A 13,910-nucleotide genomic window follows, 5' to 3' on the forward strand; every position below is an offset into this window, starting at 1 on the left:
GCATTTGGCTTCTAAAAAAATAGATTTCAAGTATTTTTATCGATTTTAAAGGTCTAAATTATATAATAATATCATCATATTTTCTGTATCCTATAAATAGCCTATTGGCTACCAACCGCCGCCACCACCGCCACCGCCACCGCCACCAGAACTTCCTCCGCCAGAGCTACCACTATTCCAGCTACCACTACTACCGTCTGACGAAGATGATCTAGAAGGTGTAGGGTCTACACGTGAAGCCCCAACGGCATCACCTAAATTAGATATAAATCGTTCTGGTGTCTTGTAGCTGTCATCGCCAGAATACCATTCTGGATTATATTTTGCTGTTTCGAGTAAAGTTTCAAATTGTTTGCCCCAAACCACATCAACATTTAAAGCAATGGCATAGGGCAATAATTCCTCAAACAATTCGGGTGTAAGCTCAGGCGGATTAAGCATATTCATTTTATTTTTCTCGGCAGTTTCAAGATACAATTTAAATCCTTCTAGCTTTTCTATTGCTTCACTACCTTTAATGGTGTATTTTCCTAGATTAATGCAGTAAATAATATACGCTATAAAAATAAATCCTTGAACTGCTATTTCAATCCATGACTTAAAAAACAAACTGGCGAAATATGTAAAAATAGTAGGAATCACTACAAAAAAACACAAGACTGCTCGCAAAATTTGCATACCTATTTTTTCTATTTTTTTGCTCAACCAATATGTCGTAGCAGATGAGCCTATTAGCATGATAAAAAAACCATAATTAATGTAGCCAGAACTATTGCTTAGTAGTACAAAAAATAATCCCATGTTTACTAAGACTAAAAACCCGATATTTTTTTTTCGAGTGTTCGAAGTGTAGTAACTATTAATATTAATTTGATTGGTCACACTTGTAATCCATCCAGTATAAGCTTTAGCAAAAACATCGTAATAAGTCCTGCTGACTAGCAATTTTTTCTTTTTAGCAATAGGTTTAAAAAGAGCCTTTTCTTCTTCGCTTAAATGTGGTACTTCTGTATTTAAAACAACAATTTCATATAGCTTTTTTGTCGTAAATAGTGATTTTTCAACAGTTGATGTAAGTTTTATGGCTCCTTTTATGGCCGTATTTACCATTGAAGCCATATAAATTTTATCATTAACACCTTTATTATAAACATAACCTACAATTGCAGGAGACCAATTGAATGGAGGTCTAAATTGGGCTATAATTGTTTTTTTCTTAGGGTCTTTTCCATTTTTTTGCCATTGCAAGAAGTAGAAAATAAACATACCAATTGCAAAAAGGGTCAGCCATAAAGTTCCTTTTATCTTGCTATAAATCGATGCCGTTTTTTGCAGGGCACTAGCAGGAGAAACCACTCCTTTAGGAAACGATGCTGCAACGGTTAGCCCTTGATTAGACTTTAAATTGTTAGCATAAAAATAAGCTCGAGTTTTATGATCATTTAATTTTTCCGAACCTTCTGATGCTTTAGCTCCTTTATATCCCGTATAAGAATGAATGTTCAAAAACGTATCGCTATCTTTAGGTAATAACAACTCGCAACTCACTTTGTTTATTGGTATTTGCCATTCGTTTCCTGTAACATTCCAATATATTTCATCATAATCATCAAAGTATCCTATTTGATAAGGCACGCTATAAGCAATTTGGTACACATAAACGCCCGTAGCAAGATCAATATCTTTGTTCCCTATGTATATTTTCCAGTTGCCATCACTTTCTTTAGTAAAATATTTTTCCTCAATTCCGTCTTTTTTAATATAATCTATTGTGTAGCCTACATTAATATTATTACCATAATTATCTTTTCTCGTTAAAGGCAATGTTCTTAATAATCCGTGTAAAAATTGAACTCTTTCGGCTTTGATTGTAATATTCTCGAGAACCTTTATGATGCCAGATTGTTCTACTTTTATTTTGGTGTCAAAATTTAAAATACGTTCTTGCGCATTGGTATAAGCAAAGCAAAGTGTTAATAATAAACCTAGTATATTCTTAATTTGCTTCTTCATATATTAAAACTGAATTTTTGGAGTTTCTCTTTGTGTGGTGTCATTTATTTCAAGAAAATTTTTTTTCTGAAAACCAAAAGCACCTGCAATAAGATTGCTAGGAAATTTTTCTGTTGCAATATTGTAATCGCGTACTGTACCATTATAATAGCGTTTAGAGCGTTCGATATCTGTTTCAAGAGTTGCTAGATCTGTTTGTAAACTTTGAAAATTTGTATTCGCTTTAAGGTCGGGGTAAGCTTCTGCTAGAGCAAAAATTTTTGTCACTGCCTGACTTAAATTAGTATCTAGTTTCATTTTCTTATCACCATTACTTTCAGTTGTAGCCTGATTTCTGAGTGATACAATTTCTAGCAATGTTTCCTTTTCGTATGTTGTATATCCTTTTATCGTTTCTACAAGATTCGGAATCAAATCATATCGTTTTTTTAACATTATATCTATACCACTTAAGGCCTCATCAACCATATTTCGCTTGGTTACAAAACTATTGTAAATAGCAATTAAAAAAACAATTACTACAATAAGTAGCAACAATAAAGCAATAATAATTAGAATCATTTTTAAAATTTAAAAAATTTATATTTGTATAAAATTTGCTTGAATAAGTTACTTAGCGATAAAATTTTTATATATAAAATAGCTTAGTAACTAAAATAGCTATTCGAAAGTACACATTTTAGTTCTTATATGATGTTTTATTTGTAAATAAAAAGGGGAATGTGGTCTAAAAAAAAATAGTAGTTGTTTTTCTTTTTTGGCAATCTTATGGCTTGAGAAAACTATTAATTATGATTTTTTTTTTTTGAAAATATTTAGAAAAACAAAAAAAGTTTATCGAAACTAATTTTCAATAAACTTTTTTTAAGATGATATTTTATTGCAGTTAGCAATTATTAGGCGAATTATTTTGGCTGTTTAATTAATTTATTTTAATACCAGCGTTTCTTATTCTTCTTTGATGCATCGGATTTTCTAGATTTTTCCTTTTCTCCGCTTCGGTTAGAACTATTAACTTTTGTGGCTTCTTGCGCACCTTTTTTCCAAGGAAATGGGTGTTCGTCTATCGTAGTAACTTTTGCTTTTGTGAGTTTTATAATATCTTTCCAATAGCCTTCTTCGTCTTTTCCGCAAAAGGAAATAGCCATTCCTTCTCGACCTGCACGACCGGTTCGTCCTATTCTGTGTACATAAGTTTCGGGAATATTAGGCAAATCGAAATTAATGACATAAGGTAAAAACTCTATATCAATACCACGAGCAGCGATATCTGTGGCTACGAGAATATCACATGCTTTGTTTTTAAAATTATCTAAAGCTCTTTGGCGTGCATTTTGAGATTTGTCTCCGTGAATAGCTTCGGCATTTAGCCCTTGTTTTTTTAATGCTTTGGCAATATTATCGGCACCATGTTTTGTTCTGGAAAAAACAAGAATGTTACTTAGTTTTTCTTCTTTAATAATATGATATAATAATTGTCTTTTGTCAGCTTTATCTACATAATACAAGCGTTGGTCTACTGTTTCTATCGTAGAGGATACAGGTGCTACTTGCACTGTTGCGGGATCTGTAAGGAACATTTCGGCAAGTTCACGAATTGCAATAGGCATTGTTGCAGAGAATAGTAAGGTCTGACGGTTTTTAGGTGTTAGTTTTACAATCTTTTTTACATCGTTTATAAATCCCATATCTAGCATTTGGTCGGCTTCGTCAAGCACTAAATGGTGCATATGGTTTAAATTAATAAATCCTTGTTTGTGTAAATCTAGCAATCTTCCTGGGGTTGCAATTAGAATGTCGATACCGCTTTTTAGCTGTTCTACTTGTGGGTTTTGCGATACACCACCAAAAATAGTTAGCTGTTTTAAGTTCGTATATTTTCCGTAAGTGTCGAAACTTTCGCCTATTTGTACTGCCAACTCGCGAGTAGGAGTAACAACAAGTGTGCGAATTAGTTTTTCTTTTTTTGATGAACCTACAATTCTGTGTAGATTATGAATAATAGGAATTGCAAAGGCGGCTGTTTTTCCTGTTCCTGTTTGTGCGCAACCTATTAAGTCTTGTCCTGCTAATATAATTGGGATAGATTGTTCTTGAATAGGGGTTGCGCTAAGGTAACCTTCTTCAAAAACAGCTCTTTGTATACTTTTTGATAATGATAAATCTTCGAATAACATATTTTAATTTTGTACAAAGATAGGTTATTTGTGTATTTGTTTATTCGTTTAACTGTTTATTTGGTTAATCTATGTAACCGATATAACAAATAACTGTATTACTAATTATTATCCTTGCGAATTCCCTTTTATGAAATCGGTAATTAGATACCCAATTAGTTTTCCAATTAGATGATTGTTTTTTTCTTCGCCAAGTGATGGTGCTCCTTCACAAATATGAATATAGCTTGCGTTTTGGTTTTGACTAAAATAATAAATGAATTGTCTTAGCTCTTCGACCGAAAAACCACTTAATGTCATGGCACTCGATGCGATATTTGGAATGGCATCTAAATCGATTTCGATACCAAAAAAATCCTTTTTGATAAAATCTAGTGATTGAATCATTTCTTGTTCGAAATATTTTTGATGGCGAATTTTAATCTCATCGTAAGTATTGTATTTTACCCTATCTTCTATTTTTTTTATCGAATCTAATACGCTCTTTGAGGTATAACTTTCGTGAAGTCCGAAAATGAAATATCTTTTAAGAAATCCTTCATCAAAAGCATAAGAAAACCCGTTTCCGCTATGTCTTCCTTCTAGAATTCTAAAATCGGAATGGGCATCAAAATTAATTACATTTATAGATTTTCCTTTGGCAAGCGCCGTGCCTTTTATGTTTCCGTAGGCATTATTGTGTCCGCCACCAATAATAATGGGGATTTTTCCTGCTTTTACAATCGAAAAAATGATGTGAGAGACTTCTTTGTCTATTTGTTCGACAATTTTAAACAGTTGTTTTCGGTCTTCGGGTTTTGTTTGGTCTAAATTTTTTGCCAACTCTATTTCTTGCGAAACATCTACTTGTCCTAATATTATGACTAAATTTCCTTTACAAAATCTATTATGCTGAATGTTTGCAATACTTTGTATGGCACTGTTCCATGCAGAATCTGCTCCAGATCGACCTAAATTTGCTCTAATTCCTACGTCTTCTGGAATTCCTAAAATAACATATTTTGCTTCACTATTGGTAATGAATTCTGTAATGTTTTCATCTTTAGGTACTGTAATCATTTTTTCGCCAAATTTTACTTCTCCATTTCGGAAATTTGTAATTTTTGCTAAATCAGATTGTTTGAAACGTATTAAATTTTCCATATTTTAAATTATAATGAATCAAAAATACTATTTTTTTTAAACTTGCGTTTAAAGTTACAGAATAATAATATAAATTGCGCTTATTAATTAACAAAAAAAAAAAAACGAGTTTACAAAATGGAAAGTATGACAAATAAAAAGAGTAACAACTCAGGACTTAAGGCAGTCATTGTAATTTTATCCTTACTTTTATTAGGGAATTTGTGGTATGTGTATAAGATTACTAATGATTGTAAAGCTGTAGAAACGGTACTTATAAGCGAAAAAGATGCAGTTCTTAAAGATTTAATGATTCAGAAGGATTCTCTTAATGCCGCAATATCATCAAATACCACTTTATCTGATGAGTTAATTGCCGAAAGAGATAAAGTTCAGCAGCTAATGGCCGATGTCGAAAAATCTAAAGGAGATGTTGCTTCTATGTCAAAATTTAAAACAGAAGCTTTAAAATTAAGAAGTAATGTAGCGGTTTTGATGAAACAGGTTGACCATCTTAAAAAAGAAAATGTTAAACTAACTGTACAAAGAGATAGTACGGCTGTTGTTCTTGGAGAATCAAGAAAATTTGCAGATACGCTTGTAAATAGAAATTTTAAAATGGCTAATACAATTGAGAAAGGATCTAAATTGTCAGTTTTAAATTTAGAAGCATCAGCAGTAAGACAAAAAAAATCTGGAAAGCAAATTTCGACAGATAAAGCGAGTAGAGCAGATGTTTTAAAAATTAGTTTTATGATTGCCGAAAATCAAATTGCTAAATCAGGTGATAAAACTTATTATGTGCAAATAATAGATACTAAGAATAATATTCTTGGTGAGAAAAACACTTATGTTTCTGGCGAAAAATCATTAACTTATAGTTTTGTAGCTGCTGTAAAGTACGAAAACAAAACGGTTAAAGTTGAAAAAGATTTGGAAGTTAAAGATGTTCAAAGTGGTGCTTATTTTGTAAATATTTTTGATAAAACCGAATTAGTTTCTAAAACAAGTTTTACTTTAAAATAGTAATTAGCAGCTGTCCTAGAAGCTTAATTTTTAGCATAGTATCCTTTTCTTTAGGGGGGTATTTGTAATTAGAATATTGTGTAAGGTATGGCTAATTAGTTATAACAAAATTGCACTAATTTACATAAAATGTTTTATGTAAATTAGTGCAATTTTTGGTTTATACTAAGATAAATTTATTTTAAACTAGCCAAACTTTGCTCTATTGTAGCAATTTTAGCCAAAGCATCAGCTTCTTTTTTGCGTTCCATTTCTAGCACTTTTTCTGGAGCACCAGTAACGAATTTTTCGTTAGACAGTTTTCCCTGTACTGATTTTAAAAAACCTTTGGTATAATTTAGTTCTTCAGTCAATTTATAAATTTCAGCTTCTACATCGATATTTCCTGTAATTGGAATAAAATATTCGTTCGATTTTACTCGGTATGATAAAGCACCATCTACTTTTTCGGAAACATATTCTAATGAGGTAATATTTCCTAATTTGGTTACTACCGAATCAAAATAGGTTGAAGCCTTATCATTGTTTATAATTCTAAGTTCAATAAAATCTTTAAACGGAATGTTTTTGTCTTTTCTAATGGTTCTAATTCCTGAAATTACTTCGATTGTATTATCGAAATGAGAAATTAAACTTTCGTTAAATGGTTTTATTTCTGGCCAAGTCGAAATTATTAAGGCTTCTTCTGGTGTTCTTTCTGCAATGATTTGCCAAATTTCTTCTGTTAAAAAAGGCATAAACGGATGTAATAATTTTAAGTTATTTTCTAGCATTTCTATTGCTTTTGCAAAAGTTACGCTATCTATAGGTTGTTGGTATGCTGGTTTTATCATTTCTAGAAACCAAGAACAAAAATCGTCCCAAACCAATTTGTAAATGGCCATTAAGGCATCGGAAATTCTGTATTTTTCGAAATCATCTTCTATCGCTAGTAATGTTTGTTGCAATTTAGCTTCATACCATTCTATGGCAACTTTACTAGATTCTGGTTGCGCAATAGTTTCAGATACTTCCCAACCTTTTATGAGTTTGAAAGCATTCCAGATTTTATTGGTAAATCCTTTTCCTTGGTTGCACAATTCTTCGTCGAACATGATGTCGTTTCCTGCCGAAGCACTAAGCAATAATCCTACACGAACACCATCGGCACCAAATTTTTCGATTAGTCCTAATGGTTCTGGTGAGTTTCCTAATGATTTCGACATCTTACGGCGTTGACTATCACGAACCAATCCTGTTAAATACACATTCGAAAATGGTTTCTTTCCGGTATATTCATAACCTGCAATGATCATTCTGGCCACCCAGAAAAATAAAATATCTGGACCAGTAACTAAATCGTTTGTTGGATAATAATATTTAAAATCTTCGTTTTCAGGATTTGTAATTCCGCCAAAAACAGCCATTGGCCATAACCAAGAGGAGAACCAAGTGTCTAGCGCATCGGGATCTTGTTTTAGGTCTTGTATGGTTAGGTTTTGGGTGTTTGTTTTGGCTTTTGCTAAAACTAATGCTTCTTCTATAGATTCTGCAACTACAAAATCTTCTTTTCCGTCGCCATAAAAATAGGCAGGGATTTGTTGTCCCCACCATAATTGACGTGAGATATTCCAATCTCGAATGTTTTCTAACCAATGGCGGTATGTATTATTGAAACGAGAAGGGTATAATTTTACTTCTTCGGTTTCTAGAACGGCTTTGATGGCTGGTTTTACTAAATCTTCCATGCGTAAGAACCATTGGTCAGACAAGCGAGGTTCTATAACGGCTTTTGTTCTTTCTGATGTTCCTACGTTATTGATGTGGTTTTCTATTTTAGAAAGGGCACCTAAAGTTTCTAATTCTTTTGATATTTCTTCACGAACTACAAAACGATCTTTGCCTTGATAATGCAATCCGAAGCTGTTTAGTGTAGCATCTTCGTTGAAAATATCTATAATTTCTAGATTGTGTTTTTCGCCTAACGTTTTGTCATTCATATCATGAGCTGGTGTTACTTTTAGGCAACCAGTTCCGAATTCTAAATCGACATAATCGTCTTCGATAATTGGGATTATTCTTCCTGAGATTGGGATAATCGCTTTTTTACCTTTTAGACTAAAATGGCGTTCGTCGTTTGGATTGATGCAAATGGCAGTATCTCCGAAAATGGTTTCAGGGCGGGTGGTGGCTACTGTTAAGAAATCTTCGCTTCCTTCTATTTTGTATTTGATATAGTATAATTTTCCTTGGCGTTCTTCGAAAATTACTTCTTCGTCAGATAGTGTTGTTTTTGCTTCTGGATCCCAGTTTACCATGCGGTAGCCACGGTATATTTGTCCTTTGTTGTATAAATCTACGAATGATTTTATTACCGATGCTGACATGTCAGGATCCATAGTAAATTTTGTTCTGTTCCAATCGCATGAGCAACCTAATTGTTTGAGTTGTTCGAGGATTGTTCCTCCGTATTTGTCTGTCCATTGCCAAGCGTGTTTTAGGAATTCTTCACGGGTTAAATCGTTTTTGTTTATTCCTTCGGCTTTTAGTTTGGCTACTACTTTTGCTTCGGTGGCGATAGATGCGTGGTCTGTTCCTGGAACCCAGCAAGCGTTGAATCCTTTTAGTCTGGCACGGCGAATTAGCACGTCTTGTATGGTGTTGTTTAGCATGTGCCCCATGTGTAGTACTCCTGTTACGTTTGGTGGTGGTATTACGATGGTATAGGGTGTGCGATGGTCTGGTGTAGAGTGAAAGTAATTGTTTTTCATCCAATAGTCATACCATTTTTGTTCGGTTTCTTTGGCGTTGAATTGTGCTGTCATATTCGTTGATTATTTCATCCGTTTGCTTTCGCTTGGGTTGGTTATTTGTTGATTTGGTTGTTATGAACGACTAATTTGAATTTTAGCCCTGATGGAAGTGGAAATCCTTGCCTTTTTTGGCAAGATTGTAACGTACAGCAGGAATAATGTTGTTTTGAAAAGTGACTGTTCTGCTCCTAAAAATAGGAATTTTTTTTTGGGTACACTTTTTGTATGCAAAAGTAGGGAAATGGATTAAATATAAAAAGAGAGTTAAAATATTTGTATGTTTAATGAAACAAAACTATTTTTACGAATAATTTTTTAATTAATATTGAGATGAGAAATTTTTTTGCAATTATATTGGTTTTTACTTTTGGTTTTCTTTCGCATGCCCAAAGTGGTGCGAAAATTGAGTTTACTGCCAAAGATAATACTATAGATTATGGTACTGTGTCTAAAAATGATGATAGTGGTATTAGGTCTTTTGAATTTACAAATACAGGGAATGAGCCTCTTATTATTAAAGAGGTGAAGTCGTCTTGTGGTTGTACTGTTCCTACGAAACCTACGGATCCTATTTTGCCTGGAAAAATGGGGAAAATTGATGTGAAGTATAATATGAATCCTGGACCTATTAGGAAAACGATTACTGTAGAATCGAACGCTATAAACTATGAGGGTGGGATGGTTCCGCTAAAAATAAAAGGTACGGTTGTTGCTACTGAAGAAGTAAATATGATGGAAAAGAAAAAATCTTTGCCTAGTAATTAGATAAATTTAGCCTCGATTGTTCGGGGCTTTTTTTTGAGTTTAAATTTGATATGTTATGTTTTTTTTGCTGATTGTATGTTGTGCAAATTCCTATTTTACGAGTATTAAAAAAGGGGGGAATGTGTGTAATTTGTGGTGGCAGTATTACTTGGTACAAGTTGCGGGGAGATATAAAGGAGGGATTAATAATTTTGAGTACTTTTAGATAATTATTTAATAAAAAATTGCAAATTTGCATATCATAAAAATTTAACCATGCCAAAAATATCAAACAAAGGACATCAAATGCCAGAATCGCCAATTAGAAAACTGGTTCCTTACTCGGAAATTGCTAAAAAGAACGGTAATAAAGTGTACCATTTAAATATTGGTCAGCCTGATATTAAAACGCCAGAAGTTGCTCTAAATGCAGTAAAAAATGCAGATATTGAGATATTAGAGTATAGCCATTCTGCGGGTTTTGACAGTTATAGAACAAAATTGGCATTAAGTTATCAGAAAATTGGATTGCCAATAAATAAGGAAGATATTATTATTACAACTGGTGGGTCCGAAGCATTACTTTTTGCTATGGGAAGTACTATAGATGCTGGTGAAGAAATTATTATTCCTGAACCTTTTTATGCGAATTATAACGGATTTGCAACTGCATCAGGAGTAAAAGTAGTTCCTGTAATTTCGACAATAGATACAGGCTTTGCATTGCCTCCAATTTCTGATTTTGAAAAACTAATTACCCCAAAAACTAAAGCAATTCTTATTTGTAATCCAGGAAATCCTACGGGGTATTTATATTCTGAAGAAGAGATTGAGCAACTAGCCGCTTTGGTTAAAAAACATGATTTATTCCTGATTGCTGACGAAGTATATCGTGAATTTACTTACGATGGATACAAACATTATTCTATTATGAATATTGCAGGTATCGAAGAAAATGCTATTATGATCGATTCAGTATCTAAACGTTATAGCATGTGTGGGGCAAGAATAGGTTGTATTGTTTCTAAAAATGCAGCAGTTATGGCAACCGCAATGAAATTTGCACAAGCACGTTTAAGCCCGCCAACATACGAACAAATTGCTAGCGAAGCAGCTCTAGATACACCACAAAGCTATTTCGACGAAGTAATTACCGAATACAAAGAACGTCGTGATACACTTATTGTCGAACTTAATAAAATACCAGGTGTAAAAGTAGCTACACCAAAAGGGGCATTTTATTGTATTGCACAACTTCCTGTAACAGACGCAGATCATTTTGCACAATGGCTTTTAGAGCACTACAATTATAACAAAGAAACAGTTATGGTTGCGCCAGCTGCAGGATTTTATTCCTCACCAAATGTTGGTAAAAATGAAGTAAGAATAGCTTATGTACTTAAAAAAGAAGATTTAATTAAGTCGGTTCAAATTCTAGGAGAAGCCTTAAAAGTGTATAAAAATTAACACTTAACGTATAAATATACAGTATTTTAAAATTTTATATTTGGTCGTACCACAAGAGTGAGGATTCTCGTTACAAAAGAAGTTCAGAGAACTCTAACAAAAATAAAAGTATAGCGAATAATTCCTAACCTAAAATGCTGTATATTTATAGTGTTTAGCCGTTATTTAAACTTATTATTTTAAAATATAAATACGATTGTATATTTACATTTAAAAAGCTAAAACTATGAAAATAAAGATTATAGCAGTCGCAATTTTAGGAATATTTATATATTCTTGCTCGCCAAAGGTCGTTGCCCCAATTGTCGAAGTTAAAAAAATAGAACTTACACCAGAATTAGCCGCTGGGAAAAACATTTATGAAAATAATTGTGTAGGATGTCACAAATTACCTAAAGTAAACGAACTTTCCCAAGAAGGTTGGAAACCAGTTTTAGTTCGTATGCAAAAAAAAGCTAGGCTTAATGATGCGCAAATGGTTGTAATTTCTAATTATATATTCTCTCAGTTGTAATTATTACCAATCTATTAAAACTATTAATTTGTGAATTATTATTTTAATTTACAAATTAATAGTTTTATTTTTTATAACCGTATGCCATACTTTATATAATGTATTTTTTTAAATAAAGTCATGTAACGTATTGGTTTACAAACATTTTAGTTCCAGATAAATATTTCGGTTTTACAATTCCTAAACCTTGTATTTCTTACCAATAGTCATATAATTTTTTGATAAAAAAAATCTAATTTTGAAAAATATCCTCATTATTGATGACGAAGAAAAATTACGTCATCTTCTTGCCAGAATCATAAAATCTGAAGGTTTTGAAGTTTTTGAAGCGTCCGATTTGAAGTCAGGTTTCAAAAAATTAGAAGCCAATGATATTGATGTAGTTTTATGTGATGTGAAACTTCCTGATGGTAATGGGGTTGATTTTCTTCAAAAAATTAAAGCTACTTTTCCTTTATCAGAAGTCATATTATTGACTGCTTTTGGTAAAATTTCCGACGGTGTTCAAGCCATGAAAAACGGAGCTTTCGATTATATCGTAAAAGGCGATGACAATGATAAAATAATCCCGCTTTTGTATAAGGCCTTAGAAAAAGTACAGCTGCAAAAGAAAGTCAAACAACTCGAAAAACGAATTTCTGATAAGTACTCTTTCGACAATATCATCGGAAAGTCAAAAGGTTTGGAGCAAGTTATCGATTTGGCTAAAAAAGTATCCAAAACCGATTCTACAGTACTTTTAACGGGGGAAACCGGAACAGGAAAAGAAGTTTTTGCACAAGCCATTCATGAAAATAGCAACCGAGTAGGGAAAACGTTCGTAGCTTTAAATTGCAGTACTTTCAGCAAGGAAATTCTAGAAAGCGAATTATTCGGACACAAACAAGGGGCTTTTACAGGTGCCATAAAAGACAAAAAAGGGTTTATCGAAGAAGCCAATGGCGGAACCTTGTTTCTAGATGAAATAGGCGAAATGCCACTAGAACTGCAAGCCAAATTATTGCGGGTGCTAGAAACTAGCGAATACATTCAAATAGGAGATACGACACCTAGAAAATCTAATTTTCGTCTAATTGCCGCAACGAATAGGGATTTAAAAAAGGAAAGCGATGAACACCATTTTCGTTCGGATTTGTACTTTAGATTGAATATTTTTGAGATTAAAATCCCACCACTACGTGAAAGAATAAAAGATATTGCACCTTTAACCAACTATTTTGTAGAACAATTTGCATCAAGAGGCAACAAGAAGAGATTGAGTATTGATACTAATTTTATGTCTAAATTGGAAACCTATCATTGGCCAGGAAATGTTCGTGAATTAAGAAATGTAATTGAGCGTTCTGTTATTCTTGTAAATGGAGAAATTTTAACACAAGACGTTTTGCCTTATGAAATTCAGCACCAAATAGACAACACTAACAAAACATTATCGGCATTTTCGATGCAAAGTGTCGAAAAACTGCATATTCAGAAAGTATTGAATTATACCAAAGGCAACAAAGCCGAAGCATCACGCTTATTAGAGATAGGTATTGCAACGCTTTACCGAAAGCTAGACGAGTATAATATTCAATAATTAACCTATCATTTTAATAAAAGCCTATCATTTTGATAGGCTTTTTTTATACCTTTTTTTAGAAATAAAAACACAAATATTTGATATGTAGTGTTTTATGGTTTTTTAATTTTTTCGGAATACTTTTTGGCATAAGCGATAAAGAACATAAAAAATCATTCTTATGAAAAATCAAGTCACTACGGTTTACAAACAAGCAGAACGCTTTGCCGAAATCACTAAGAAAGCAATCATTACGGGGAATATTACCAGAGCAAAAAAATGTCTGGATTTGGCTGAGCGGCTATTTGCCACAGGAAGCCACGAAACAAAAAATGCCATTTCTAATGTGTATATTTTTTCGGTCTCCTCATTCATGGAATTGCGTCATTGCAGTATTTCTAATCTGTTTCCAAAATTATTGAAGGCAGAATATATCAAACAAATTAATACCTCAGGAGTATAAAAGAAATAATTATACCAATTTATCTTTAAAA

At 32.7% G+C, this 13,910-nt stretch carries 11 protein-coding genes; 6 read left to right on the forward strand and 5 right to left on the reverse strand.

The features are described from left to right. Positions 1-108 precede the first annotated feature (108 nt). The 4 genes from B0A57_RS02585 to B0A57_RS02600 all read right to left on the reverse strand — a co-directional run bounded on the left by B0A57_RS02585 (position 109) and on the right by B0A57_RS02600 (position 5,333). On the reverse strand, positions 109-2,013 hold the full coding sequence (locus tag B0A57_RS02585) for a DUF2207 domain-containing protein (protein WP_034098469.1): 1,905 nt from the start codon (positions 2,011-2,013) through the stop codon (positions 109-111). 3 nt (positions 2,014-2,016) lie between these two features. Next, on the reverse strand, positions 2,017-2,574 hold the full coding sequence (locus tag B0A57_RS02590; protein WP_034098467.1) for a LemA family protein: 558 nt from the start codon (positions 2,572-2,574) through the stop codon (positions 2,017-2,019). A gap of 371 nt (positions 2,575-2,945) precedes the next feature. Further along, positions 2,946-4,190 carry a DEAD/DEAH box helicase gene (locus B0A57_RS02595; protein ID WP_038466849.1) on the reverse strand — a complete coding sequence of 415 codons (1,245 nt, stop codon included), beginning with the start codon at positions 4,188-4,190 and terminating at the stop codon, positions 2,946-2,948. Between the two features lie 108 nt (positions 4,191-4,298). Continuing rightward, a complete protein-coding gene (locus B0A57_RS02600) occupies positions 4,299-5,333 on the reverse strand; it encodes a formimidoylglutamase (RefSeq protein WP_034098464.1) in 1,035 nt (344 codons plus the stop codon). Between the two features lie 126 nt (positions 5,334-5,459). On the opposite strand from B0A57_RS02600, the gene B0A57_RS02605 reads away from it, so the two are divergent. Then, the gene (locus B0A57_RS02605; RefSeq protein ID WP_034098557.1) at positions 5,460-6,338 is read left to right on the forward strand and encodes a hypothetical protein; all 879 of its coding nucleotides are present in this window, start codon (positions 5,460-5,462) and stop codon (positions 6,336-6,338) included. Between the two features lie 176 nt (positions 6,339-6,514). Here B0A57_RS02605 and B0A57_RS02610 read toward each other — a convergent pair whose 3' ends face one another. Continuing rightward, the gene (locus tag B0A57_RS02610; RefSeq protein WP_034098462.1) at positions 6,515-9,142 is read right to left on the reverse strand and encodes a valine--tRNA ligase; all 2,628 of its coding nucleotides are present in this window, start codon (positions 9,140-9,142) and stop codon (positions 6,515-6,517) included. 318 nt (positions 9,143-9,460) lie between these two features. Between B0A57_RS02610 and B0A57_RS02615 the strand changes: the two genes are divergently transcribed. The 5 genes from B0A57_RS02615 to B0A57_RS02640 all read left to right on the forward strand — a co-directional run bounded on the left by B0A57_RS02615 (position 9,461) and on the right by B0A57_RS02640 (position 13,879). Further along, positions 9,461-9,895, forward strand: coding sequence for a DUF1573 domain-containing protein (locus tag B0A57_RS02615; protein WP_034098460.1), 435 nt, complete (start codon positions 9,461-9,463; stop codon positions 9,893-9,895). Positions 9,896-10,150: 255 nt separating this feature from the next. Next, positions 10,151-11,341 (forward strand): pyridoxal phosphate-dependent aminotransferase, encoded by a 1,191-nt coding sequence (locus B0A57_RS02625; protein WP_034098456.1) that lies wholly within the window; start codon positions 10,151-10,153, stop codon positions 11,339-11,341. Between the two features lie 226 nt (positions 11,342-11,567). Then, positions 11,568-11,855 (forward strand): c-type cytochrome, encoded by a 288-nt coding sequence (locus tag B0A57_RS02630; protein WP_011963805.1) that lies wholly within the window; start codon positions 11,568-11,570, stop codon positions 11,853-11,855. Positions 11,856-12,090: 235 nt separating this feature from the next. Then, complete coding sequence (locus tag B0A57_RS02635; protein ID WP_162180620.1) at positions 12,091-13,434, forward strand: sigma-54-dependent transcriptional regulator; 1,344 nt, start codon at positions 12,091-12,093, stop codon at positions 13,432-13,434. Positions 13,435-13,597: 163 nt separating this feature from the next. Continuing rightward, on the forward strand, positions 13,598-13,879 hold the full coding sequence (locus B0A57_RS02640) for a DUF7674 family protein (RefSeq protein ID WP_038466855.1): 282 nt from the start codon (positions 13,598-13,600) through the stop codon (positions 13,877-13,879). The last annotated feature ends 31 nt before the right edge of the window (positions 13,880-13,910 follow it).

Origin of the sequence: Flavobacterium psychrophilum DSM 3660 = ATCC 49418 (assembly GCF_002217405.1) — a bacterium.
Classification (GTDB): Bacteria; Bacteroidota; Bacteroidia; order Flavobacteriales; family Flavobacteriaceae; genus Flavobacterium; species Flavobacterium psychrophilum.